The organism is Streptomyces sp. 184 (assembly GCF_045781775.1).
Lineage (GTDB): Bacteria > Actinomycetota > Actinomycetes > Streptomycetales > Streptomycetaceae > Streptomyces.
The window spans coordinates 7,820,077-7,845,543 of record NZ_CP123230.1; the positions used below are offsets into that span (position 1 = coordinate 7,820,077).

The 25,467-nt window shown below is 67.1% G+C and carries 21 protein-coding genes and 1 pseudogene; 7 read left to right on the top strand and 15 right to left on the bottom strand.

What is annotated here, in order from left to right; all coding sequences use genetic code 11:
* Nucleotides 1-57 precede the first annotated feature (57 nt).
* The 3 genes and pseudogenes from QBL21_RS33425 to QBL21_RS33435 all read left to right on the top strand — a co-directional run bounded on the left by QBL21_RS33425 (nucleotide 58) and on the right by QBL21_RS33435 (nucleotide 3,772).
* A complete protein-coding gene (locus tag QBL21_RS33425) occupies nucleotides 58-1,044 on the top strand; it encodes a hypothetical protein (RefSeq protein WP_407565962.1) in 987 nt (328 codons plus the stop codon).
* A 420-nt stretch (nucleotides 1,045-1,464) separates the two neighbouring features.
* Nucleotides 1,465-2,061: a plasmid mobilization protein gene (locus QBL21_RS33430; RefSeq protein WP_407565963.1), complete on the top strand. Its 597-nt coding sequence runs from the start codon at nucleotides 1,465-1,467 to the stop codon at nucleotides 2,059-2,061.
* A gap of 1 nt (nucleotide 2,062) precedes the next feature.
* Nucleotides 2,063-3,772, top strand: a pseudogene (locus tag QBL21_RS33435) (relaxase/mobilization nuclease domain-containing protein).
* Nucleotides 3,773-3,917: 145 nt separating this feature from the next.
* On the opposite strand, the gene QBL21_RS33440 reads toward QBL21_RS33435, so the two are convergent.
* The 11 genes from QBL21_RS33440 to QBL21_RS33490 form a co-directional block, all read right to left on the bottom strand.
* Nucleotides 3,918-4,385, bottom strand: coding sequence for a hypothetical protein (locus QBL21_RS33440; protein ID WP_407565964.1), 468 nt, complete (start codon nucleotides 4,383-4,385; stop codon nucleotides 3,918-3,920).
* A 24-nt stretch (nucleotides 4,386-4,409) separates the two neighbouring features.
* Nucleotides 4,410-5,108 carry a hypothetical protein gene (locus tag QBL21_RS33445; protein ID WP_252545247.1) on the bottom strand — a complete coding sequence of 233 codons (699 nt, stop codon included), beginning with the start codon at nucleotides 5,106-5,108 and terminating at the stop codon, nucleotides 4,410-4,412.
* 93 nt (nucleotides 5,109-5,201) lie between these two features.
* On the bottom strand, nucleotides 5,202-5,654 hold the full coding sequence (locus tag QBL21_RS33450) for a hypothetical protein (RefSeq protein ID WP_252545246.1): 453 nt from the start codon (nucleotides 5,652-5,654) through the stop codon (nucleotides 5,202-5,204).
* 96 nt (nucleotides 5,655-5,750) lie between these two features.
* The gene (locus tag QBL21_RS33455; RefSeq protein WP_407566650.1) at nucleotides 5,751-6,437 is read right to left on the bottom strand and encodes a DUF317 domain-containing protein; all 687 of its coding nucleotides are present in this window, start codon (nucleotides 6,435-6,437) and stop codon (nucleotides 5,751-5,753) included.
* 842 nt (nucleotides 6,438-7,279) lie between these two features.
* The gene (locus QBL21_RS33460) at nucleotides 7,280-8,227 is read right to left on the bottom strand and encodes a hypothetical protein (protein WP_310433215.1); all 948 of its coding nucleotides are present in this window, start codon (nucleotides 8,225-8,227) and stop codon (nucleotides 7,280-7,282) included.
* Nucleotides 8,228-8,280: 53 nt separating this feature from the next.
* Nucleotides 8,281-9,303: a glycosyltransferase gene (locus QBL21_RS33465; protein ID WP_407565965.1), complete on the bottom strand. Its 1,023-nt coding sequence runs from the start codon at nucleotides 9,301-9,303 to the stop codon at nucleotides 8,281-8,283.
* Nucleotide 9,304: 1 nt separating this feature from the next.
* Nucleotides 9,305-10,597 carry a serine--tRNA ligase gene (gene serS, locus QBL21_RS33470; protein ID WP_252545239.1) on the bottom strand — a complete coding sequence of 431 codons (1,293 nt, stop codon included), beginning with the start codon at nucleotides 10,595-10,597 and terminating at the stop codon, nucleotides 9,305-9,307.
* Complete coding sequence (locus tag QBL21_RS33475; RefSeq protein WP_399706481.1) at nucleotides 10,590-11,300, bottom strand: histidine phosphatase family protein; 711 nt, start codon at nucleotides 11,298-11,300, stop codon at nucleotides 10,590-10,592. The genes serS and QBL21_RS33475 overlap by 8 nt, the downstream gene beginning before the upstream one ends.
* A complete protein-coding gene (locus tag QBL21_RS33480) occupies nucleotides 11,297-12,223 on the bottom strand; it encodes a phosphotransferase (protein WP_407565966.1) in 927 nt (308 codons plus the stop codon). The genes QBL21_RS33475 and QBL21_RS33480 overlap by 4 nt, the downstream gene beginning before the upstream one ends.
* Nucleotides 12,223-13,473 carry a methionine adenosyltransferase gene (locus QBL21_RS33485; RefSeq protein WP_407565967.1) on the bottom strand — a complete coding sequence of 417 codons (1,251 nt, stop codon included), beginning with the start codon at nucleotides 13,471-13,473 and terminating at the stop codon, nucleotides 12,223-12,225. Before QBL21_RS33485 ends, QBL21_RS33480 begins: the two co-directional genes overlap by 1 nt.
* A 79-nt stretch (nucleotides 13,474-13,552) precedes the next feature.
* Nucleotides 13,553-14,446: a phosphotransferase gene (locus QBL21_RS33490; RefSeq protein WP_407565968.1), complete on the bottom strand. Its 894-nt coding sequence runs from the start codon at nucleotides 14,444-14,446 to the stop codon at nucleotides 13,553-13,555.
* Between the two features lie 215 nt (nucleotides 14,447-14,661).
* Between QBL21_RS33490 and QBL21_RS33495 the strand changes: the two genes are divergently transcribed.
* From QBL21_RS33495 to QBL21_RS33505, 3 genes are all read left to right on the top strand, one after another.
* A complete protein-coding gene (locus QBL21_RS33495; RefSeq protein ID WP_125514169.1) occupies nucleotides 14,662-15,882 on the top strand; it encodes a helix-turn-helix domain-containing protein in 1,221 nt (406 codons plus the stop codon).
* A gap of 10 nt (nucleotides 15,883-15,892) precedes the next feature.
* The gene (locus tag QBL21_RS33500) at nucleotides 15,893-16,375 is read left to right on the top strand and encodes an NUDIX domain-containing protein (protein WP_407565969.1); all 483 of its coding nucleotides are present in this window, start codon (nucleotides 15,893-15,895) and stop codon (nucleotides 16,373-16,375) included.
* Nucleotides 16,376-16,673: 298 nt separating this feature from the next.
* Nucleotides 16,674-17,491 (top strand): IS5 family transposase gene (locus QBL21_RS33505; RefSeq protein ID WP_407560850.1). Its coding sequence is split into 2 segments (ribosomal slippage): nucleotides 16,674-17,021 and nucleotides 17,024-17,491, totalling 816 coding nucleotides; the frame shifts between segments, so codons are not numbered across the junction.
* Nucleotides 17,492-17,589: 98 nt separating this feature from the next.
* Here the strand turns inward: QBL21_RS33505 and QBL21_RS33510 are convergent.
* From QBL21_RS33510 to QBL21_RS33525, 4 genes are all read right to left on the bottom strand, one after another.
* Nucleotides 17,590-18,240, bottom strand: coding sequence for a hypothetical protein (locus tag QBL21_RS33510; protein ID WP_407565970.1), 651 nt, complete (start codon nucleotides 18,238-18,240; stop codon nucleotides 17,590-17,592).
* Nucleotides 18,241-18,405: 165 nt separating this feature from the next.
* Complete coding sequence (locus QBL21_RS33515; RefSeq protein ID WP_407565971.1) at nucleotides 18,406-19,176, bottom strand: transposase; 771 nt, start codon at nucleotides 19,174-19,176, stop codon at nucleotides 18,406-18,408.
* A gap of 361 nt (nucleotides 19,177-19,537) precedes the next feature.
* The gene (locus QBL21_RS33520; RefSeq protein WP_407565972.1) at nucleotides 19,538-20,773 is read right to left on the bottom strand and encodes a hypothetical protein; all 1,236 of its coding nucleotides are present in this window, start codon (nucleotides 20,771-20,773) and stop codon (nucleotides 19,538-19,540) included.
* Complete coding sequence (locus tag QBL21_RS33525; RefSeq protein WP_407566651.1) at nucleotides 20,770-22,962, bottom strand: ATP-binding protein; 2,193 nt, start codon at nucleotides 22,960-22,962, stop codon at nucleotides 20,770-20,772. Before QBL21_RS33525 ends, QBL21_RS33520 begins: the two co-directional genes overlap by 4 nt.
* A gap of 524 nt (nucleotides 22,963-23,486) precedes the next feature.
* On the opposite strand from QBL21_RS33525, the gene dcm reads away from it, so the two are divergent.
* Nucleotides 23,487-25,451: a DNA (cytosine-5-)-methyltransferase gene (dcm, locus tag QBL21_RS33530; protein WP_407565973.1), complete on the top strand. Its 1,965-nt coding sequence runs from the start codon at nucleotides 23,487-23,489 to the stop codon at nucleotides 25,449-25,451.
* The last annotated feature ends 16 nt before the right edge of the window (nucleotides 25,452-25,467 follow it).

Genomic DNA, 25,467 nt, shown 5'->3' on the forward strand with positions numbered 1-25,467 from the left:
CGCCCGCCCGGGCTTCCGCCTGCCCTCGAACGCCCGGGTCCCTTGGAGAGCCTCTGCATGACCCCTGGCCCCACCACGCTCATCAGCGCCAACGACATCGGCATGCCCGCCTTGCCGCACTGGTTCCCTGCGCCTGCTGCCATCGCGGCTCTGCTCGTCGTCGTACTGTCCGCCGCATGGTCCCTGCGGAAGTACCGACGGAAGCCGAGCGCTGGACAGCGTCGTAGCACCGCCGCGATCCCGGTCGCCGCTGTCGCCGCGATCGGCTGTACCGCCTACAGCGCGGACACCAGCTGGCGATTCGCCGCCGACTACCTCGACATGGGCAGCGCCGTCGAGCGCGCCGCGATGTTCAGCGCCGCCGAACTGGCGCTGTTCGCCACCGCGCTGATGGCGCGGGCGAACCTCAACGGCTCCAAGCAGGCGCCCGGGGTGCCCGGCACTCTCACCTGGGTGATCACCTGCGTGCAGATCGTGCCCGCCTACGCCGAGTCCGGGCTGGTTGGCGGAACTGTGCGGGCTTTCGTCGGCCCGGTCCTGGCGGCAGTGCTCTGGCACCTGGCCATGGGCATCGAACTGCGCCATCGCAGCCCGCACGCCGACTCCCGCAGCCTGGCCGCCCTCCTCACCCGACAGGCACGCGAACGGCTGCTGGCTCGTCTGGGGATTACCGACCGGGACGCGGACGCCGCCCGGATCATCCGCGACCGCGCCCTCGACCAGGCCGTCACCCTGATCCTCCGGGCAGAGAGCATGACACCCGACAAACGCACCAAGCGGCGAGGCCGACGCCTCACCCGCCGCCTGCACCAGGCCCTGGAGCAGGCTGACGTCGACCGCGACGAGCGCCAGGACGAGCTGCTGCTGCGCAAGCTCGCCACCCGCCAACAGGTCAATGTTCTGGCCTCCAGGTCATTGCCCGCGCGCTGGCCCGACGCCGCCCGCACGCACGAGGGGCGGCTCCGCGACGGCCCGCCCGCGGGCTACGGCAAGAGAGCGGGCAGAAAGTTCGGGCCTCCCGCCCCACAAGGTCGCGGGCGATGACGCCGCCGACCGGGCAGCCCGCCCCCTGCCCGAAAACCGCCCGCAACAGCCCGCCCGCACCACCGTCGGCCCGGAACCAAAACCGGGCGGGGAAACGCCGGGCAACGACCCACGCACCGCCTCGCGGGCGGAGTCGAAGCGCCCGAGCTCCAAACCGCGCGCTACACGGGACCTCCTCAACGAATACGCCCGTGACCTCTTCCGCGAGCACGGACGTCTCGCCCGCGACCTGTTGGAGGTGGCCGTACGCAAGGACGGCTACAGCGTGGCCAGCGACACCGCCGGCGAGGTGATCCGCACCGTCAAGGCCGAGCTGCCTACGGCGCCCGTCGGCCACCCGCACTGAGACCATCCCCAACGCCCAAGGCAAACCACTCAATGCACGAATCGCACCACGAACTCCCCACCCCCCAGGAGGAGATGATCACCGACCTCGGCAGCGCAGCAAGCAATGGCGATGGACCGTCCATAGGCCGGTCCATCGCGGACTCCTCCGCCCCGGGGGTGGCGGAGGAGCAGCTCCGGCACGAGGGCGTGCCGGAGCAGGAGCGGGTAGGCGCCGGCGATCAGCCGAGCGATCCCTCTGCCCGGGCCCCTCAGCGTGCGCCGTACCGCCGCGCGAACCTCGATGCGCAGCGCTCCGAGCACGTCACCGCGCGCTTCGCGCCGCACGAGAAGCACGACATCCAGTCGTCGGCGAAGACCGCTCACGTGACCATGGCCCGCTACATCGCCGACGCCACCATGGCCCGCGTCCGCGGTGAGATCACCGTCGCGGCCGAGCGCACGGTCTACGACGATGCGGTCGACGAGCTCGTCGCTATGAGGGCGCAGATCGCCCGGATCGGCAACAACGTCAACCAGATCGCCCGCCGCCTCAACGCGGACGGCGATCCACACCCTGTGGACGCCGCGATCCTTCACCGGGCGGACCGCCTGCTCGCCACAGCCCACGACGCAGTCCGGGCGATCGACGACGCCGCCTTGCGGGCAGCCGAGCAGAAGTGGGCGGTCTGAGGTGATCGCGAACATCGTCAAGCCGGGCAACAAGACCTACGGCGTGCTGGCCTACCTCTTCGACAAAGGCCGCGCCAACGAACACACTGACCAGCACATCGTCGCCTCCTGGGACAACTTCATCCCCGACCCCGGCCCCTGGGACAGCCCTGGCCACAAGCAACGGCTCGGCCAGCTCACTCAGGCCCTGGATCTGCGGGTCAAGCAAGCCAGCGACAAGGCACCTGAGGGGCACGTGTGGCACTGCTCGGTGCGTGCCGCGCCTGAGGACCGCGTCCTCACCGACGCCGAGTGGGCCACCATCGCCCGGCGCATGGTGCATGCGACCGGCATCGCACCCGACGGCGATCCGGACGGCTGCCGCTGGGTTGCCGTGCGTCACGCGGAGGACCACATCCACATCGTCGCCACCAAGGTGCGCGGTGATCTGCGCCCGCCGCGGAACTGGAACGACTACCGCCGCGCCATGAACGAACTCACAGCCGTCGAGGAGGACTTCGGCCTCACCCGGGTTGCGCGTGGTCCCGAAGCTGCTGCCGGCACCTCGGCGGTGAAGCGCTCCACCCGGGCCGAGCAGGAAAAGGCCAAGCGACGGGGCCACGACAAGACCGCGCGTGAGCGGCTGCGGCACGTCGTGCGTACCGCGCTGTCCCACGCGAAGGATCTGGAGGAGTTCTTCAACCTGCTCGCCGATGCCGGCCTTCACGTCGAGACCCGCACACTGCCCTCCGGCGACCTCGGCGGCTACAAGGTCGCCCTGTCCGACGACGGCACGCCCATCTGGTTCTCCGGCTCCAGCCTCGCCACCGACCTGTCCCTCCCCCAGATCCAACAGCGCCTGGCCGCCACCGAGACACAGCCCACCGCAGCCTCATCAGCTCGTCGGCACCGCCCCAACCCATGGCACGTGGCCACCGCTGCCGCCGAACGCATCCCCCACCACTTCGCCCACGCCGACGACGGCGCCGTCTAGGCCCACCTCACCGTCTTCGGTGAAGTCCTGTACGCGCTACCCGCCCACGCCCCTGCCCGACTCCAGGCCGAACTCCACCGTGCGGCTGCCGCCTTCGAACACGCCGCCCACACCCGCGCCCGCGCCGACCACCAGCACGCCCGCGCACTACGGGGCGCGCTCAAGGCCATGCGCTACCAGCCTGCGGACCACACCGGGCTGGCCATGCTCTTGGATGCCGCCATCCTCGTCGTCCTCGCAGTCCAGCGCCGCAGCGCACTACACCACCACGACCGGCAGGTGGCCGCCGCCCGTCAGACGCTCACCCACCTGCAAGCCGCCTACGACCAGATAGCCCCCACCAGCCTCACTGAACTCGGCAGGCACTATCCCTCCGACAACACCGTGCACCGGTACGTCCGCGCCCTGCACGAGGTCCTGCCCCGCCACGCCAAACAGATCCTCACGGAGAACGCCTGGTCCGCCCTCACCGCCGCCCTCGCCGCCGCCGAAGCCGCTGGCCACAAACCGGCCACCGTCCTCCAGCAGGCAGCCCAGCACCGCCCCTTGGACGACGCGAAGTCAGCATCCGAGGTCCTCGTCTGGCGCATCCAACGCCTCGGCGACCGGCATGCACCCGGCCCCGGCGCACGAGCCGCGCAGGCCCGCCGCCTTCCCGCTCAGACCGCCCCGCAGACCGATCCCGGGCTCCCGGGCGCGTACACGCCGCCTACATCCCACGCCGGACGGTCCCGCTGAGCCGGAGCCCCTGGCGCGGGCCACGAGAAACGACACCACGCGCAGCCACGGACCGGCACGAAGCCGACGGACTGTAGCTGCACATCCCCGGTTACCGAAACCGGGGATTCTCCGGACCCTATGTGTTGCCCCACCGCCCCACCCCTCAACAAGGAGCACCCGCATCCTCCTCATCGAACCCCGCCGACACGTCGTCGCTCAGCTGTGCGGCGCGTACTTCAAGTACCACGCCAGCACCAAGACCTGGCGCCACGACGATGGAGGCCCCTTCACCAAGGCGGAACAGGCCGCCGCCCTCGCGCCCACCATCAACGAGGTCAAAGAGGCGAAGAAGCAGATCGACCGGTATCACGAGTACCTGCAGACCTGGCTCGAAGCCCCCGAGGTCCTGGACCGCTTCCTCGCCCCCTTCCTGGACCAGCTCGACGAGCAGTCCTTCGGCAAGGCCATCGACATCATGAACAAGAACGAGCGGTTGAAGCTCCAGCGGCTGGTCAACGCGGCGGCCGAACCGGTCCGTCCGTTCACCCCGTACACCTTCTGACAGACGACGGCACCGACCGCACCCCCAGACGAGGAAGGGGGCCGGTGACCGGGAAACCATCCCGGTCACCGGCCCCCTTCGTGTCCCCTGCAGTCACCGTGTGCGCTGTCCTTTGTCAACGGCCTTCGCCAAGTGCGCGTCGACAACACCCGGCGAGCCGGAAACGACCACCAGAACGTTGGCGATACGGATCGCCGTCTGCTGGACAACGCTGCGCTGCCGGCCGACGGAATAGGTGAGCAGCTGGCTCCACTGCTCGTCGCCGAGAGGCGGCGCGGCCATCTCCTCGGTGCCCATGTCGACGGAGGTGCTGCCCACGAAGACCTGGTACGTGGGGCAGGAGATCATTGCGTCGAAGATCCGGCTCACGCCCCTGGAGAGCTTTGCGGCGGAGTCGCTGTACAGCTCCTCAGCCACCTCCGAGTCACTGCCGCCCGTATAGGTGAAGGACGCCTTCGCCCTGCGGGGGAAGTCGAGGCTGTCGCCGACAGCCGCGTCACCGCCGAGCTTCTCCAACGCCGGGCAACCGGAAACGACGACATCGTCCTGCGGCCTGGGCTGCTGCGGCTTGCGGATGTAACCCTCGCCAAGATCACTCTCATCCAACAGGCGCTTGCTCAGCGCCGCCGAGGACAACAGCTCGGGCACCGGGGAGTGCTTGCCCTCCTGCTGCGTGGGCGCGGAGTCGGAGGAGACCGGATCGTCGGCGGGCGTGCTGCCTGTGGTGCAGCCAGCCAGGGCCAGGACGGCGAGGGCGCTCAGGCTGCGAACGGTCGTGGTGTGAAGGCGCATGCGGAACCCCAAAATCGCTACGGAACGAACGGTCTGACCAGCCGGGCCTCCGGCGCCGGCGAAATGCAGGGGTATGGAGTGGGGTTTCGGGGGTCAGTGGCCGAGGTGGCGCAACCCGTCCTCAAGGGTGGGGTGCCAGTGATCGACCGGACCGGAGTTGCGGTTGTACCAGGCCGCATCCAGACGGGGCTCCATCACCTGGTGGCCGGCCCGGCAGCGCAGCCACACCGAGTCGTCGCGCAGGCAGAAGACGATCCAGTCCCGGTACGCGCCGCACGTCGGGCACGCGCGGATCTCACCGCCGATGACGAGCGGCTGCATCCACCGCATCATCGCTCCCTCGACGTCCTGTCGGGACGGCGCCCGCAGATCGGCTGGTGGGAAATCCGGCATCGTGGTCGCCGAGGCCGATCCGGTCGACATCGGCGCCTCAGCGCGGACGATGTCGAATGGCAGAAGCTCGGGTGCATGCATCCGCAGCACCGCGAACGCCTCACGTTGGGCCTCACGGAACTCGCGGTCTGCGCGAGCACGTCGTCGGAACATACGGTCTCCATCTCTGTCATCTGACGGACACAGGGGAACGTGTACTCAGGGGAATTGGCGACGAACAGCACAACAAGCACTGCAGGGCGCGGATCGTCAGCTGCGGCGGACGAAGTTGAGCCGGCCCTCCGCGATCTTGGGCACGGTGCGACGGGGCACCGGGACCGGTGAGGCGAGCGAGGAGGCGAATGCCGCGACTAGGTCATGCGGGACACTGGCGCTGAAGCTGGCACACCACAGATATGGGGTGCCGAGAACGGGTTCCGCCCACGCCTGCCACCCCATCAAGTCAGGGTGCGGATCCGCGTCCTGGACAAGCGGCGGCTGCAGCCCCAGGGAGACGGTGGCGGAGAACCCGGGGTCCATGGCGGTGGCGTGGGGGCAGTCCACGTCACGGATCCAGCCTTGGGCACCGACTGCGTTGAGGACCGTCTCGGGCCCTTCGAAGCCAGCGTCCGGCACCTCACGGGCGTCGAGCGCGACAATGAGATCAGCGAGCGCTTCGTACGGGACGCCGGCAGTGAAGTACGCGTTCCACTCCGTCATCGCGGAGGCAGCATGCGGGCGGGCACTCAGCTGCCAAGCTACGGACAGTCCGCCCAGCTCGAACGGGTAGGCCGCGAGGATCCACTCGGCGCCGCGCAGCCCGTCCGGGCTCACATACAGCAGGGTGTGGCGGGAGGTGGGCCACATATGCCAGCCGAGGCCGGTCAGGGTGTCGCCGATCCGCTCGGCGAGCGCGCCGTCGTCACCGGCCAGGTGGCACGGAGTGACCCAGTACATCGGGTCCGGCAAGTCGGAACGAGTAGGGTCACTGGGGTGGTGCGGGTGCAGGGGCGCCTCCGTGGGCTCGGACGTCAGTTCTTCCGGCAGGCGTTGTACGTTGACATGCCGTGCCGCAGGGCATCAGTCCTTTCGGGATCTTTCCTGTCTGCCCCCGGCGAACTGGTGTCTGTTGTCAACGAAGCCAGCCGCTTTGCCATCCAACCCAGTCGAATCGCGGTGATCTCTCGGTGTCGCCGCAATGGACACCGCCGCCATGGCGTTACGCGTGAGCTGCACGCTCTCGGATGGGACACTTGGTCACATGAAAGAGGTGCGCTGCGAGCGATGCGACAACATCATCGGCATGGGGTGCGCCTGCCCTCCTGATGGCAGCGTGCCCAAGGCGCACCCGGAGGAAAGGTGTGTTCGACAGGAGTGGCGGCGGTTCCCCGGCAACGCCATCTTGATCAAACAGAATGGTAAGGCGCACGTTCCAGGCGCCTGCGATCACATGACAGAAGACGAGGTGCGGCCTCCGAAGTGGGGTTGGATTCTCGATCCGTCCCCCGGAGATTGGGGCCGTATCAGCGAAAGCAGCCCAGCCATGGCCACTGAGGGGAACGCGCAGCTGCGGGCGACGAGCCGGTGCATGACGTGCATGGGGACTCTCGGCGGCTGATGAGCTGCAGGGCGTGCTGTGCTGTGGGATAGCTGACCAGAGGACCGACGGCTTGCCGTCGGCCCTCATTCGTTTCGTGGTTCTGGGCACGCCGGATGCGGCACGACTCGGTTCGATTGGAACAACTGGCGAAGGACAGATTTGCCCCGGTAAGCGGACTCGACTCACTGGAGGTCTTCCTTCAGATGCCCAGCTCCTCCTCGATCGCCATGGTCACGGCTGGCCATGGGACCTTCGGTTCACCGAACAGTCGCCAATAGCGATACGACGCGCGAACCAGGGAGCTGACACCCAGCCTCGCCGCACCCGGGTCGATCGTTCCGATCACCCGGCGGGTGATCCCGCCGGCTCCGCGCGCTGCGGGACGGACACCGTGTGCAAGGAGGAGAGTGGCCGTGCGGACGGCGTCCAGGGTCGGCGGGGGCGCCAGGGACGCGAACTGGCCGAAGACGAGCTCCCTCCACCTCAGCCTCGTCCTCGCCCAGGCCAGCCGTTCCAGCCCGGTGCCGAGGTCTACGGCCATGCGTGCGGGGTTGTCGGCATTCCAAAGAAGGACGATGTCGCCGAGAGGCAGATCGAGGTGGTTGAAGCGAAGAGTGATGCCTTCGACTTGGCGGCGCCGCCATGCTGCCACCTTGCCGTTGATGCTGATGTGGCGCGCGTGGAAACCCAGTCGCGACAGCACGCTGAGCCAGCCGTCCAAGATCCCCCCGTACTCGTCGATGCACTGAATCGGCTGGACGCGGGAGACGTTGACAAACGAGGTCAGAAACCCTTCCCGGAGGTCGCCCGTTGCGTCACGCTGCCCGGTGAAACGGACAACAGGCTGGGGCAGGAAGCCGCTGCGGTAGGTCAGCGGACGCCCGTCCTTGAGGAGGGGGTCAAGGGCTTGGACGGCCGAGATCGTCAGCTCGGTCTCGCGGCCCCACCGAATTGGCAGGCAGGCGTCCTGCGAGACGCCCTGGGCCGCGAAGCCCGCCTTGAGCCCTGCCAGTAGCTCTTCCCACGACGGGGCCTGACGAGGCGGACAGTACGGCGATCCTCTGTGCGCATGCTCAATCGCGATCCGTCCGTCGGAGACGGTGAACTCCCATTGCGCTCCGAGGGCTTGACGGAGGACCGCAGGCAAGCGGGCCTCCGAACGGGCCGACGGCCCGAGTACGAGCTCTCTGGAACCGCTCGTCAGCATGACCGAGTCGACATCGCGGTGAAGTGGCGGGCCGGATCGAAGCGATGCATCCCGACCTCTTGGACCTCCGTGTGCTTGAGGCCCTCGGCCTGCTCGATAGCAAGGGCGAGAAGCTCCGCTGCTGTCTCGTCGTCCTCGTCGGGGTCGGCCACCGTGATCACGCCCGTCTGATCGCACAGGGCCGCCTCGGCGCAGGTTCCCCCACGCCAGGTGAGCGCGGCCATGGGGGTGCCGGCGCGGAGGGACTCACCGAAGACGGCGGCGCCGGCCTCCACGTACGTACGGGCGTAGGTGTAGACGAAGACGGAGGCGTCGCGGATGGCGGCCGTCTTGGCGGGGCCGCCGAGTTCGCCGACCCACTTCACGTGACCTGCGTTGAAGAGGCGTTCGTGGCTTCGCACGTATGCCTCGTCGAAGACGGGGCCGACGATCTGTATCCGGCGGCCGAGGATCTGGGCGGCTCGGACGGCGATGTGGGGCGCCTTTTCCTCGTCTATGCGGCCGAGCCACACGAGGTCGTGCCCCGCGGCGGCAGGCGGCTCCTCCTCGTCTAGGCCAAGGTGTACAGCGAGTTCAGGAATCGGCTGATGGTCTGCGTACCGCTCGATCATCTCGGGCGAATAGCAGTAGAGCCGTGACTGTTTGCCGTCGAAGGCTGTGTCGGCGTGCTGGAAGACGGGCGAGTGCTGGAACGTGGCGACGTCGCAGCCCAGCTCGTTCCAGGTACGCGTCCAGGCTGGCAGCGACGGGTACTCGTGCCCGACGACCAGGAGGTCGTATCCGGTGCTGCGGAGATCGCGCTCGGCGAGGGATCCCGTGGTGAGGTCCTCCAGGCGGACCGGCCGACGAACCCAGTCGTTCTCCAGGTCCGTGAGCCAGCCCGGCCCAAGAAGGTGTACGTCGGCGCCTGCGGCTCGGGCGCCTACGGCGACCGCCCACAGCCATCGTTCGATCCCGCCGTAGCCGGCGGGTGGAAAGGCGTAGCTACCAGGGAAGTCGCAGACGCCGACGAGCACGTTATGCCTCCGGTGTTCCGTCCGCCGAGATACGGCGGAAGCCGAGGTACGGGACGAGCGATTCGGGCAGGACGATGGAGCCGTCCTGCTGCTGGCACTGCTCGAGGAGAGCGGCCAGGGTGCGGCCGACGGGGAGACCGGAGCCGTTGAGCGTGGCGACGAGCTTGGGCTTGCCGCCCTCACCGCGGGTCCGGATGTTCGCCCGGCGGGCCTGGAAGGTGCCGAAGTTGGAGACCGAGGAGATCTCTCGGTACGTGTTCTGGCTCGGGATCCAGACCTCGATGTCGTACGTGAGCTGAGCGGAGAAGCCCGTGTCACCAGCTGCCAGCTTGACGACGCGGTAGGCGAGGCCGAGTTCCTTCAGGCACGCCTCGGCGTGGCCGACCATCGTCTCCAGCGTGGTGTCCGCGTCCGCGGGGTCGACCATCTGGACGATCTCCACCTTGGCGAACTGGTGCTGACGAATCAGGCCCCTGGTGTCGCGGCCGTACGACCCGGCTTCGGACCGGAAGCACGGCGTGTGGGCGGTGAGCGCCAGCGGCAGCTCAGCCGGCGGGATGATCTCGTCGGCGTAGAGGTTGGTCAGCGGCACCTCGGCCGTCGGGATCAGGAACAGCTCGCGGTCGGCGACGCCGGTCTTGAACAGGTCCTCCTCGAACTTCGGCAGCTGCCCCGTGCCGGTCATAGTCTTGCGGGTGACCAGGTACGGAACCGCGTGCTCGACGTATCCGTGACGACGGGTGTGCAGGTCGAGGAAGAGTGTGGCCAGGGCACGCTCCAGCGCTGCTCCGGCGCCGCGCGAGACCGCGAAGCGCGGGCCGGACAGCTTCGTCGCCCGAGCGAAGTCGAGGATGCCGGTGGCCTCGCCGAGGTCGACGTGGTCCTTCGGCTCGAACGGGAAGGCCGGCGGAGTGCCGACCCGTCGGACCTCTTCCGCGAAATCCTCGGAGTCGCCGTCGGGGGCCGCGTCGTCCGGCAGGTTCGGGATGCTGAGGAGGAGATCGCGGAGCTGTTCCTCGACCTGCACCTGCCCGGCCTCGATGTCCCGGATCTGGTCCTTGAGCTCGCGGGCGCGCTCCTTCAGTTTGGAGATGTCGCCGCCCTGCTTGGCCGTCTGCTGGACCTCACTCGCCACCCGCTTGGACTCAGCCCGCAGCTCGTCGGCCGAGCGGATGTTCTGGTTGCGCCGAGACTGGAGGGACTCCAGCTCGGACAGGTCCAGGGAGTAACCGCGACGAGCGAGCCGACGAACCGCTTCGGCACCCATTTCGATTAGGGCGCGGGCATCATGCATGAGGAAGATCCTTTTGATCCGGTTGGTGGGATACGGAATCGACGGTAGCAACCGCCGAGCCCTCACCGATCCGGAATATGTCCGCGCCACCGCGGTCGGCGCGACCTCCGGGAACGTCCCTGTCGAGATCACTCATCAGCGCCGTGATCCAGTCCGGCAGCTCGTCGTCGGGTATGGCGATCGGCTCGACGTACGGCGCCTCCGGGAAGAAGAGCGGCATGGCCTCCTTCGGAGATCGGTTCTGATGCCAGAGGAGCACGGAGGCCAAAAGGCCGTGGCCTACGAGAACGCGGGGTCCGGGTCGCTCCAGGGTGGCGAGCAATCCGGTGAGCATCCTCCGGATGCCGGCGCGCTGGGACTCGGTGCCACCCGCAGGCCGCTCGTTCGGACCCTGGGCGTCAAGCCAGACCGCGTACTCCAGGAACGGGCGGCCCTCGAACTCTCCGTAGTCGAGTTCATTCAGGCGAGGATCGATGACCAGCTTCGCCGCCGGCACTCCCATCAGCAGAGAAGCCGTCTGCTGGGCACGCGGGAACTCGCTGGTCAGCCACGTCCTCACGGTGTGGAGGGGGAGGGTGGACCAGCCCAGGCTCAGCGATTGCCGACCCTCCTCGGTCAGGTGGATGGGTTGGGACGGGTCGCCGTTGACGAGGTACCGCTTGCTGTAGTTCGTCTGGCCGTGGCGGAGGACGTAGGTGGTCACGAGCCCCTCCTCGGGGGCGACGCGGAAAGGCCGACGAGCACTTCCGCCATCTGCGGTGCTCTCGGGTCCCCGGCCTCCAGGTAGTAGAGGAGTCCGTCGAGGGCCAGCGCTCTGCACCACAGCGCGAGTACGGGAACGGGGATCCGCGAGATCCGGGCGGCAGCAGCCAGCCGCCCGTCGGTCCCGTGCCCAAGGTCGTAATAGACGGACCAGAAGGCCCAGTCGAATGCCGCGTCGCCCAGCATGGGCAGCGGATCGAGCAGGCGAGGGTGCCCCAGCCAGTCGAACGGCACGTTCTCCCGATACAAGTCCGCGTGCAGGACAGTCGTCCTGCCTGCGTCTTCCCTCAGTCCGGCGAGCGCAGGGAGCGCGGTGTCGACGAGCAGACGCCATGCGTCGAGCTCGAGCGTCTCCATCCGTCGCCGGATCCGCGGCAGCATCTCCGTGCCGAGGTGGTCGGTGAGCAGCGGGAAGCTGTTCGGTCGCCTTCGGCGCTGGCCGAGTATGTGCAGCCCCTGAAGGGCAGCCGCCACCATCTGAACCTCGCGCTCTGGCCGCTGGGCGCCACCAGGGCGCCCTCCCACCAGCTCCAGGGCGGCCACCGTCAGGTCGTCAGCGAACTCGATGACGTCCGCCGTCGGTCCGCCGGCCCACAGCCGCAGTGCACTCACTTCGTGGCGATACCGGGTGGGGTCGGTCCATGCTTTGAGGAGTAGCGGACGCCCGTCGAGGGCGGTCGCTGTCGCGATCACCGAGGCGTGTCCGGCGTCGTGGTAGTCGCCGAGGGACAACTGCCAGCGTTCGGCGGCCTGCTCCAGCAGGGCCGGCGCTGCGTCCAGCCACGCCTGGGCTTCCGGCCCGTAGTGCGCGAGTAGCCGCTGTCGGCACCCTGCGGGAACCTCTCCGAGCGTCCGCATCACCATCAGCTCAGCACGATCCCGTCGGAAACCAGCTCGTCCGTCAGGGCTGGGAACTCGCCGAGCGCCTCGGTGACCAGGGCCTGCACCTTGTCCACCTCGACGTCGGGAGAGGACAGGCGGACGAGGACGCGCCAGGGCTGATCGAGTCGCTGCCCGGTCGTGCTTACCAGGTGAACCTCGGCGTGCCCCTCGGTCGCCTCGTGGAGCCGGGTGGCGAGTCGCTGCGCGGCGACGTTGTACAGCTTGCCGACGTGGTAGACGGGGTTCTTGCCGTTGGCGCCTTCAAGGTTCATCGGCCGCAGCGGTGTGATCAGCCCGTTGACCCGGTTGCCTCGACCAACGACGCCTTCGTCACCCGACTCAATCGAGCTGCCGGTGTACGTCAGGTACAGCTCGTCCTTTTCCGGGACGTCGCGGGCATTCAGCCGGAAGCGCGCTTCCGCCCCGGGCAGCCGGAGGGCTGCGAGGCGGTGGCACTCAGCGAGGACCGTCTCTGTGTTGCGGACGTACTCCGCCCGGCTGGCGACGTGACGCGACTTCTGGGGGACGCACAACACGATGTCGGCCTGGGCTCCGTCCCAGTAGCCCATGAGTTTGACGTCCGAGCCGCACCAGGCGTGGGCGAGCGTGAACTCGCTCTTCCCGGAGAAGTGGTCCACCAGTTCCCGTACGAACGACTCGAAGGGGTTCTCCGGCGCCCAGCCGGTGCCGAGGGACGTGTCGTTGGAGAGCCGTACCCGCCGCTCGCGGAGATCTTCGACGGAGCGCGGGTTGAACCAGCGGGTGCGGTCGGGCACCCCGTCGCCGGTGAGTACAGCACCCGGGCTCGAATTGCTGGTGATGTTGAAGACGATGTCGAGGTGGGCCGAGACCTCGGGCAGTCGCTCGGCGAAGAACGCCCGAACCTCGGCCTCCACTATGTCCTCGACCGGTATCCGCTCGCCGCCGCACAACGGCGCGGCCCTCCCATTGACCAGGACCCGCACCGGCGACGTCATCCGGCCGGCGCCGTACCGCACTTCGCTGGCTCCCCCGAGGAGGGCGAGCTTGTCGAAGTTGTGGTGCAGTACGGCGCCGAAGTGCTGAACGGTGTAGCGGCTGTAGGCGCGGGACAACCGCTCGGCGAGATGGTCGGCCAGGGTGTCCGGATGGCCGAGGCCCTTGCGTTCCACGATGGTCGTCGCGTCCGGCTGGGCCATGCCGGTGTCGATGACGATGTGGCTGTTGTCGATGGTCGTGCTCGTACGAGGCATCACGAACTCCCGTTCAGGGGTGGCAGAAGGGGATGAGCGCAGGCGTCAGCACGCCTGGACGAGCGGTGGAGCGGAGGATTCAGCGAGGGACGCCAGCAGCGCGGAGAAGCGCGACCGACTGAACAAGCGATCGGTACGCGGAGGCAGCCTGTTCCTGGGCAGCGAGTCGATAGACGTCGTGGGCCGTAATGAGGTCGATGTCTCGCGTCCGACGGCGATCGAGCCAGAGGAGGAGGCGCCAGGCCAGGACCGGCCCGCTGAACGGCAACCGGGTCAGGAGATCGACCGGGATGCGTCCGGGCGGCATGCCCCCGTACAGCAGGTCGCGTACGAGGTGGAACACCACGTCGGTGTAGTCGAGTACGGCCGGTCCGCAGGCGCTCGCCTCCCAGTCGACGACGTGCAGGCGCTCGCCGTCGATGAGGAGGTGCTCGGGCTTGAGATCACCATGCAGGCGAACGACCGGATGGGAATCGATCGGTTGGAGGGCCTCACTCAGCACCGCCCACCAGGGCAGCGACCGGCAGCGAGGAGAGAACTGATCGAGCAGGAACTGGTGCGAGGAAACGACACTTGCTTGCCGTGCTTCCCAGCCGGAGCCGGGAGTGGCGCCAGCGATAGGCCGGTGCAGCCTGCCGCTCACAGCCACGACGTGACCGATGTAATCCTCAATCGCTGAGTGCGTGCTTACCGAGCACGGCGCCCCCTCCACCGTCCGGAATGCCGTCCAAGACCCGGGCTCATCGTTTCCCGTGGCCAGGACGGCCGGGACCGAGATACCCCACAGGGCAGCGCGCTCAACCGTCGCGACCTCACGCTGGCGCCGCCCCTCGGGGTCGATGCCCACGTAGATCTTCAGCAAGGCACTGCCGTCCGTGGCGAACCGCGTTCTGGAGTACGGCTTGAGAGCTGCTGGTCCGAACGGGCCGAGACCCTGCTCGATCCACGGCTCCGCTGTATTCGTGCTGCGCACCCTCCACACCCCCAGTCCGTATCAGCGAGCCGTGCCCTGCTCCCATTTGAGAAGCAGGACCGATCACCAAAGCCAGCCGAAGCAGAGGGAGTTGACCACATTGCCCGGCGGCTTTTTCGATCTACTGCGACAGTAGGTAGGGCGCCCCGCAGCACCCCGGAAAATCCTTCCGGGGTCGATTCCGGCCACGAGGTGATGCTCAGGACATGCGAGGGATGACAGAGAACCTGACCATCGGCGAGCGCGTCGCCTGGTACCGGCGCCGACGCGGCCTTTCCCAAGAAGTCCTGGCCGGCCTTGTCGGGCGGACCACGGACTGGCTGAGCAAAGCGGAGAACAATCGGATCGAGCTCGACCGGCTCTCGGTGATCACCTCACTCGCCGAGGCCCTCGACGTCTCCCTCGGAGACCTGCTCGCCGAACCGACCCTCATGGAGTGGTCGAACGACAGCGGCCGCCGCACGGTCCCCGCCCTGCGCGAAGCCCTCATGGACTACAAGCAGCTCACGCCGCTGCTCGTACCTCCGCCCGATGACGAACCGCCCGCCCTGAAGGACCTTCGGGCCAACGTGAAGGAGATCCTCGACGCCTATCAGGCGTCTCGCTACGGCTTCGCCACGCGACGCCTTCCCCTCGTACTGGCCGATGCCCTCGCCGCATCCCGCGGGTACTCGGGGCGTAATAGGGAGGAGGCACATGCCCTACTCGCCCTGACCTACCAAGGCGCGGCCATGGTGTTGGGCAAGGTCGGGGAGTCGGAGCTGGCATGGATCGCCGCCGACCGCGGCCTGGCGGCCGCGCAGCACAGCGGCCAGAGCGCGGTGACGGGCTCGCTCTTCCGGGCGGTCACACACTGCCTGCTGGCCACCGGGCGCTTCACCCCGGCGGTCCAGCTGGTGAACGATGCGGCGGCGGTGATGCAGCCCGGCCTGGACACCGCGAACGACGAATACCTCTCGGTCTACGGCACCCTCTTCCTCGCCGGCGCCATGGCAGCCGCCCGAGCGGAGGACCGGGCGACGACGCAGACCTTCCTTCGAGAAGCCGACGAAGCCGCACAGCGGCTGGGCACCGATGCCAACCACCTGTGGACGGCCTTCGGCCCGACGAACGTGGCCATCCACTGCGTCGCTACCGCCGGAGAGCTCGGAGACATCCAGATAGCGGCGGACCTCGGACAACGCATCGACACCAGCGGCTTGCCGGTGGAACGCCGCGTGAGGCACAACCTGGAAGTCGCCCGAGCACTCAGCGCCTGGAACCGGACCGACGAAGCCCTGGCCACCCTGCTGGACGCCGAACAGGCTGCCCCCGAGCAGGTGCGCCACCACTACCTGAGCCGGGAACTGGTCATCGGCTGGATCCGAGGTACCCGAGGCCGCCCGTCCCAGCCGGTGGCAGACCTGGCACGCAGGCTCGGCGTCGTCGGCGGTTAGAGTCCGTCCCGTGAGTGAGAACGAGCACGAAGCGAAGATGGCCCACCCGCGCATGGCAGCCGGCGCACTCTTCTTCGACGACGCCGACCGAGTCCTGCTCGTCGAACCCTCGTACAAGGACTACCGCGACATCCCCGGCGGATACGTCGAGCATGGGGAGTCTCCCCGACAAGCCTGCGTACGCGAAGTCCACGAAGAGCTGGGTATCAAGCCACACATCGGCCGCCTGCTCGTCGTGGACTGGGCACCGAATCCAGGAGAGGGAGACAAGGTCCTTTACCTCTTCGACGGCGGCCGTCTCAGCGCGGACCAACGCCAGCAGATCGCGCTGCAAGCCGACGAGCTCCGCAGCTACGACTTCCACCACGCCGAGCAACTGCCAGAGCTCACTATCCCCCGCCTCGTACGCCGGATCACCGCCGGGATCCAGGCCCGCGCCCACGGCATAACCGCCTACCTGGAACACGGATCGGCGCCGGAAACAGCACAGTAGTCAGGGAACGCTGCCCGCTCAACCGTGTCGCACGGGTACACAGCACCACCATTCAACGGGAAACGATCATTGCAGCCTTCTCCGAGGCCCTGGGAGCCCGTTAACCAGGCAGAACCCACGGATCGGTGGTCTCGTTCGTGGGCGTCCGGGCGCGTTCAATGGACTCACCGGCCTCCGCCCCACCGCAGGTCAGACCCCCTCTCGCATACCTCCACCCACAGACGAAGACTTGGAGCTTGTTGGGGGGCTTAGAGGTTGTCTCATGTGGTGTCGGGTTGATGCGGCATGATGCCGTGCCATGCGTGTTGGTCTGTCGCAGAGGCTGGTTCCTGACGAACTGTGGTCCCTCGTTGCTCCGTTGCTGCCGCCGTTTGCGTCGCGTCCGCAGGGCGGAGGCACGGCCCCGGTTGATGAGCGAGCGGTGTTCACTGCCGTCGTGTACGTGCTGACCAGCGGATGCGCCTGGCGGCATCTGCCGGAGACGTTCGGTGTCTCGCCGGCGACTGCACACCGCCGGTTCGCCGCATGGACTGAGGCCGGCCTCTGGCGTCGCCTGCATCAGACCGTTCTGGACGAACTCGGCGCCCGTGGTGAGGTGGACTGGTCCTCGGCGATTGTGGATGCGGCCTCCGTCCGCGCGAAAAGGGGGGATCGCTGACCGGGCGCAATCCGGTCGACCGCGGTAAGAAAGGCAGCAAACTCCACGTCCTGTCCGACGCACAGGGCTTACCCATGGCCCTCGGCGTCTCCGGCGCCAATGTCCACGACAGCCAGGCGCTGCTGCCGCTGGTCGCCGGCATACCCGCCATCCGGTCCCGGCGCGGTCCCCGCAGACGCCGCCCCGGCATACTCCGTGCCGACAAGGCGTACTACTCCGCTGAGAGGCTGAAGTGGCTGCGTGAGCGGGGCATCGTTCCGCGTATCGCCCGGCCCGGCGTCGAGTCCGGCGAGCGCCTTGGCCGACACCGCTGGAAGATCGAACGGTCAATCTCCTGGCTCTTCGGCTACCGCCGCCTGACCGTCCGGTACGAGCGCGAAGGCAGCCACTTCCTGGCCTTCCTCGGGCTCGCGGCAACCCTGACCTGCTACAAGAAGCTCGCGAAACTCACCACGTGAGACATTGTCTTAGCTTGTTTCTTGACTTCCGCGTTCCGAACGAGGCTCGTACGCGGAGATCAAAACAACAAGCTCAGGTCCAGTACAACAACAGCTACTCACCTACGAGGTGACTGTCGCTCCACCTGACCGACTATCCGGTCAGCCAAGTCCATGAAGTTCGCGATCGACGGCGCTTCCACGAACAACAACCGTCCGTGGCCGCTGCCATCCCCGAATCCGCACCCGGTGTCGCGAACCAACGGTGTCAGCCAGTGGGCGGTCGGGCGCTCCGCTGCGAAGTAGACGATGGGACGTTCAGACCATGAGTGATGGGACAGGTGACTCCGGCAGCTTGCTGCAGTGAAGCAACCAACGGATGTGAGGGCGTACGAGAGACCCGCCACGCCAAGCTCCAAGGAGCCGAGAAGCGGTTCGGCTTCATAGCCGCCCCCAACGAGTTCGACTATCTCGCTCTCGGGATGCTCGGCGGCAAAACCTGCTGGCAGACAGTCCGGGTCGTTGGCCTCCAAGGCTCTGGCGATTGCCTCGAAGTCAGCGTGAGTTGACGCGGCAAGGTCAACCAGGCTGGCAAGGCGCCGTTCCTCTTTGACCATGGTGACGGCTTCCTCGTGGCTCACGTCGCCGATGTCCCAGACGCCCCGAAAGAAGCCGTACCCCTCTTCATCGATCTCGTCCTCGGGGGGTAGACCGAGTGCCACGTTGGCGGGAAACGTGGGGTCAATCTCTATGTCCACAACTGGGATCACGGAGGCTCCTAACCGACCGAAGGAATCATGCCTCCAATCATGTCTCACGGCACTGACAGCGGACGGGAGCTGGCGACATATCCAAGCCAGTCGCGACGGGGCGCTCGGTCTAGACGTTGTCCCGTAAATGATCTTTGAGTCGTCGGATGCGGGCTGTGACTGTGCTTATCCGGTGAGGGCGAGGTTGTGCAGGCGGGCGACGCCGAGCATGGCGTGGTGGACTCCGTCGCCTTTGAGGCGGCAGTCGCGCAGGACCTTCCAGGTCTTCATGCGGGCGAAGACATGCTCGACGCGGGCTCGTGCCCGGCGGTGGAGGGAGTTGTGTTCCTCTTTCCAGGCGGGGAGTTGCGTCTGTCCGCTCTGGCGTCGGTGGGGAATGATCAGGCCGGTGCCGATGTAGCCGCCGTCGGCGATGATCGTTGCGTTGCCGACCGCTTCCTTCGCCCCGGACTCTTCCCAGGCGAGGCAGTCGTTGCGGTTGCCCGGCAGGGGTCGGCCGACGAGGACGACCAGCCGGGTGTCGGCGTTGATGACGACCTGGTGGCTGGTGGAGTGGCGGTAGTTCTTGGACGAGGCGGCCACCGTGCGGTCGCGGGTGGGCACCAGCGTGCCGTCCACGATGTAGACGGTGTCCCTGCGCGGCCGGCGCATCGGCTGCAACGCGAGCAGCGGCGCGAGGTGGTCGATCACCCGGTCCGCGGCCGACTTCGAGACGCCGAACAGCGGCGCGAGCTGCCGCATCGTCAAGTTGGTGCGCCAGTACGCCGCCACGAGCAGCACCCGGTCCTCCAACGGCAGGCGCCACGGCCGGCCACGGCCCCGTGCATCGACGCCCTCCCGCCGCAGCGCGGCCACCAGCTTGCCGAACGAGCGCGGACTCAGCCCGGTGAACGGGGCTATCCAGGACGGCTCCGAGGCCGTGATCACACCACCCACCGCGCGATCATCCCACGACAAGATCACTTACGGGACAACGTCTAGCCCAGCTCCCTCTCGCCCGCTACCTGGGTTCCATCAACCAACCATCTACGGGGCGCAGTTGATGTCGTCACAGAAGAGCAACCCGGTGATCGCCCACGCAGGAGTGGGAACCCCCAGGAACTCCTCCTCACGTTCAGAGGAGCCGACGCGCGTCGGCCACGTAAGGCTTCAGAACATCGCCACTGGGACAGCGCAGCCGTGCTTGTGCGGGTGCCGTGGACGGCGCACCAGTGGATGGCAGAGTGAATCCCGATCCCATCCTCACAGCACCACTGAGATGACGGTTCCGGGCCCTAAGGGCCAAACGGTGCGGAACTCAGGGGTTGAGCACCGCGCCGTTCGGCGGGCTGGAGGACGGTTGAATGGGAACAGGCTCGGATTTCGGCTTCGCGAGCCCGAGCCGCACCTGTACGTCGTCGAAACTGAGGTCCGGCGTCCCGATGCGGCCGACGGATCGGCTGTACGCAATCAGCATTGATTCAGAAAAGGGGCTGTCCAGCGTCGCGACCCTCTTCCAACCCCGTGCCTCATCAAGCGATACCGATCTGACGTTCTCGAAGTCGATCACCAGGTCCGGGACGTCGAGATAGCGAGGGAGTGCACGATAGCGGTTGTCATCGACCCTGAAGGGACGCTGAGCGGGGCCCTTATCCTTGTTGCTCTTGGCGCTCGACAGCCAGGCGGTGATGGGCGGGGACTCAGAGCCGTCCCCGTCGTCGGTGAACACGCGGTCCGCCTTGGCCAGGTGTACGTACTGGACCTTCGCCTTGCGAGGCTTCTCAACCGTCGCGTCCGGATGGTCCTCGTAGAGGTCACACGCTGGGGTGATGACCAGCCACCAACCGCCTTGGGGATCGACGAGGAGGTCGGTCGCCGTGAGGTGGTGGGTCACAGGAGGCATCAGATAGACACGTGCTGCCGCGGACCGCCCTGTTATTGCGACGAGGTCGCCGTCCACGACGCGATCCAGCTCGCGGAGGCCGTTCTCCCTGAGCCAGGCCGCGAGGCGGTTGACGATGACTGGAGCGATCTCATTCGGGTCAGCGGCCGCCATCTCGGTCCAGTGCGGTGCAACGACGTCGCGCATGAAATCGCGGACCTGGCGCTCGACCAGACCGGAGATGCGACGCGTCAACGCCGGCACGCCTGAAAGCAGCCCCTCTCGGACCGCAGGGGCGATGTCGTCCAAAGCGTTCTTCGTCACCACACGGATGAGAGGAGGCTCCTCCAAGGCACGCACCTGCTGAGGGACGCCGGTGAAGAAGACCACCGGTACCCACCTGACGCTGGCGATCTTCTTGTAGAGCTCACGTCCGCGTCCTTCTATGTCCGCAGACGGGCTGCCGTCAGCGGCATCCCGGACATCGAGGATGACCAAGTCGAAGTCCTCGTGGTTCAGTCGCTCCTCCGCGCTCGCGAAGTCCTGCTCGACCTCGAACTCGATGCGCCCCAGGTCCGTGAGCTCGTCGATGAGGAGTTCCCGGAGGTCCTCGGTCATCTTGGCGTCGTCATCGACGATGAGTACGCGATACGCAACGTCCGGCGTCGTCACCCAACTCTCCTTCGCAGTCGCGCCCGGAAACTCGCGCCGGAGAGGGCGCCGGGACTTACCAGCCACAGGTCACCGTCGTAGAAGTCCTTCACGACGCTGCCTGCGATGCTGAGGCCGAGACCGATACCGTCCGGCTTGTCACTGAAGTAGGTGTCGAAGATCAGGTCCTTGATCTCCTCGCGCACCCCGGGCCCGCTGTCGCTGACCGTGATGTCCACCACGTCGGCTTCGCCCTCCTGGGCACGCTCGGTCTCGACAAGGATCTCGCGTGCCGTCCCGCTGGGCGTCGTTGACAGCCAGTACACCGCGTTGTTCACGAGATTGAGCACGAGCGTCCTGATGTCACCCGGCTCGGCCGTCACCGTCACGTCCTCCCCCCCGATGGTCACGATCACACCGTGCTTGGCGATCTCGGATTCCAGTACGGAGACAGCTTCGGAGATGCTCTGGTGAAGCGAGAGTTCGCGGGGACGCCCACGCTGCCGACCGCTGAGGGGCTCGATGCGTGTGAACAGCCGGTCGAGAGCCCTCTCCTGCGCGGTGAAATCCGTGTGCAGCTCGCCGAGCGCGCCGGATAGGTCCGTGTCGTGGACCTCGACCTTCCCCGTGATCTTCCTGAGTCGACGAAGGTCGAATGCGATGCGGGCCAGTGCCGTCCGGCCGTCGTGGAGCACGACGTCGACGAGGGTGCCCAGCGTCGCGAGCCGGGAGAACTGGGAGATGATCTCCTGGACCTTACGCACACCTTCGTTGATCGTCGCCGTGGCTTCCTCGATGGCGCGTCCCAGGACGACATCGTTCGGATACCGTTTGGTGGCGACCTGGCGTAGCGGATCCAGGTTGAAGCTCTGGAAGACTCCGTGACCTCCCGCTTGGGACGGGCTGACCAGGAGTTGGCTGGTCGTCTTCACCGTGGACTCCGGGCGGCGCAACTTGTAGCGCTGGATCTCGAGTTTCGAGATCGCCTGCAGTATGACCGTCTTCAGTTCCTCGTACTCCGGACTGTCAATCAGCCCTTCCCGGTGCGACCGGTCCTGGAGGCCCGGGTTCTCGTCCGCCGAGATGTAGACGAATCCGGCAACCTGGTTGTTGGACAGTCGCATCGTCGGGTTGTTGACACGTCGCTGGTCGAACCCGAGCCAGTCGTAGCCCGGTTCGCCGAACGGCTGGACACGGAACCCGTCCCGGTACAGGGCCACGCCACTGTTGTCCCGGATGAGCTTCCGCACCTCGGTGAGGTTCTTCGACCCGGTGTCGATGTGGAAGAGCGGCTCCAGCGCCGACTTCTCCAGGTCCCATACGCGGAAGTCCAGCTTCAGTGGTCCGCAGGACGGCCTGTCCGAGTCCTTCCGGAGGTTCTCCTCGACGACCTCCACGGGCTCGTCCCCGCTGGCGTAGATGGCCAGGTGCGCGTTCCCGACGGCGTCCACAGTGCCGACGAGCCGGTAGAGCGGGTGGGCCAGTGTCTCGCTGGCGGCCACGAAGCCGGCGTGGTGGCGGAGCGGACCGTCAGGGGTGTCTACGTAGATGGCGAACTCCGGCTGGTCCGGCACCGACAACTCAGCGGGAGGCGGCGGGGGCAGGAGCCGTGACAGGGAGCGCTTGAGGGCCTCGACGGCGTCGGGCCCCCAGGGCATCCGTAGCTTCTCGAGTCGGGCTACGGTTCCGTGACCAACCGACACGCCGGCCGAAGCTGTCTGGAACCCCCTGACGACCTCGGCGAAGTTCCGCTCCGCCTCGCCGCCCACGGCGAAGACGGACGGCGAGGCTGTGGACCAGGTGACCGGAACCTCGTCCAGGTAGGCGTCACCCTGCGTGAAGTTGCCCCAGTTGATCCGGAGGGTGACCTCTGGCTCGTTGACACGTCGCGTCGTGATGGTGGTGACATGGGCCAAGCGGGCGGCTGCGAACCGACCGATGCCCTTGGCTCCGAGCACACGCCGCCCGCCCGACTCGCTGCGGTGGTTCCGGTGCCTGTGCGGAGTGGCGATCTCCATCCAGGTACCGCGCACCGTGTCCGGGGACATGCCGTGCCCGTCGTCCCACACTTCGATCGAGCCTTGACCCTCCTCGAGCGGTGGGTTGAAGCGGATCAGTACGAGGCTGGCATCAGCGTCGTAGGAGTTCTTCACCAGTTCGGTGAGCGCCACACGCTCGTTGCTGATCAGTTCCTCGCCCAAGGTGCTCATCAACCGCGCGCGCGGCCGGAGATACGCTTCCGTGCCCACCGTATCCAACTGGGCCCCACTTTCGGTCCGTTCCGGTCCAGCCCTCAGCGCGGCGGGACGGAGGCAGATTCTATCGACGTTGCGGATGACGGCCCGTGCGTAGCCGTGCGGCTGAGGACATCCTTGCTCAGGAGTGGCTGAAAACCGCTCCAGAGCGGCGCCAACCAGGGAAATGACTCACTCGGGTGTGCCTTCTGGCGGGCGGATCCGTTGGGGCATAACGGGTGGAACGGGATGGTTGTGCGCGAGGCCCCTGATCGAGCTGTCGGTGGCATCCCGTACGATCGATCATTTCAAGGGTGTGCCAGAAACATCATCTCGAAGACACAGTGGGCGAACCTTACCGATCATGAAGCCCGCTGGCGGATCGAGCCAGGTGGATGCCGGGTGTTCGGGAGGCTCGACCTCGTCGGAATTGTTGCTTCCGCGAGCGTGTCCGTGATCTCCTGGTGCTCGTTCGTCTCGTGCGTGTTGGAGGTTGTGCTGTGGAGAAGGGGAAGTACGGCGTACCCCTGGAGCGGAGCGACTACCTTCCGCTCGAACGGCACGAGGAGAGCTGCTCTCCGGAGGACTTCCGGAAATGGCTGAAGACCCACGGTAAGGGCAAGCGGCTCGCCGTCGACCTTTTCTCCGGAGCCGGTGGTCTGAGCTACGGCGTGAAGCAGGCGGGTTGGACGGTCGCGGCTGCCGTCGACTTCGACGAGCGCGCTCTGGAGACCCATGCGGCGAACTTTCCCGGCATGAGTCTCCACATGGACCTCGGTAACCCTGACGAGCGTGACCGCTTGGTTGAGCTCCTGAAGACTGCTGACATCGACCTGATCGCAGGCGGGCCTCCCTGCCAGCCCTTCAGCCGCGCCGGACGCAGCAAGATCCGGGATCTTGTGACGAACCACAAACGGGACCCGGAGGATCTTCGCAAGGAACTGTGGCGCGCCTACGTGGACGTTGTCACGCGTGTCAGGCCCCGGGCCATCCTCATGGAGAACGTGCCAGACATGGGGCTTGGAGACGACTTCTTCGTGGTGCGCACGATCGAGCAGCACCTGGAGGATCTTGGGTACGCCACGCAGGTCCGCCTTGTCGACGCCTGGCACTACGGTGTTCCGCAGCACCGGAAGCGCCTGATCCTGCTCGCGAGGAACGACGTCGAGCGCTTCGACTGGCAGCCGAAGCAGGACGGCTTCACCAACCTCCGTGAGGCGATCGGCGACCTTCCCGGCCTCGATCCGCAGCCCAGGAAACGCGTCGGCGAACGAGAGATGCCCTACCGCATGCCAGAGGCTCCCTCCGCCTTCGTGGAGATGATGCGTAAGGGCGCCCCGGAGGGGCTTGTCTGGGACCACATGACGCGCCGGGTCCGAGACGACGACTGGAAGATCTTCTCCGAGCACATGGACTCCAAGACCCTGTACTCGGATATTCCGGAGGAGTTCCGTCGCTACAGTGCCGAGAACTTCACGGACAAGTACAAGAAGCTGGCCTGGGGCGAGCGCAGCCGTTCCATCACTGCGCATATCGCCAAGGACGGCTACTGGTACATCCACCCGGACGAGCCCCGAACACTTACTGTGCGTGAGGCGGCCCGGGTGCAGACGTTCCCGGACTGGTTCCGGTTCGCTGGCACCCGTAGCGACGCCTTCCGGCAGATCGGAAACGCGGTGCCACCGCTGCTGGGCAAGGCAGCAGCCGAGGCACTCGCACCCGTGGAAGGCGTGCAGGCACAGCTCGGAGGACTACAGCCGCATTGGCGGCAGGTCAGGGAGGAGCTGGTGGCCTGGGCCCGGGAGAGGCGGAACGGCGACGACTGGTGCCACCTCCCCGGCGAGCAGATGTCGCAGCTCGCGGCAGCCGTGATTGCGCTTGTCTCCGGCGCCAAACCGTCGGCAGCCCAACTGGACGAGATCCTGAGGGACGTGAGATGGCGCAAGACCCTCACGTCCAAGGCGTTCCAGAACCTCTTGGAAGCAGCCCCCTCCGAGAAGATCAGGACACGACTGGAACGCCTTGCTCCGCTCGTCGATGACTCAGCCGCCTGGCAGGAGAACAGGCGTCTTGAGATTCCCAAGCGCCTCGCCCTCAAGCCGGCCGAAGCGTCGCTCTATCGCCTGCTGGTGGGCGAGGACCTCCTCTGGGTGGGCCAAGGGGCGCTACGCGTTGCCGCACGTCTGAACGACAGCGACGCGGACCGCACGAACAGACTCAGTGACGGCCGGGTCAACCTGGTAAGGCTCGTGGGCGCCGGGGGCGAGGACGCACCGCTCCGCATGGCGGCGCTGCGTCTCATCAGCAACACCGTCTGCAGCGCGCGTGAACCGATGTGCTCCGAATGCCCGCTGAGTAAACACTGCAAGCGGAAGTCCGACGCATCAGACGTCTCAGTGACCACAAAGGGCAACGGGGAATCACAGGTCAGGGAGCGCGGAGAGAGGAAACAGACCTCAACGTAGGGGGAGCGGGCTGGAA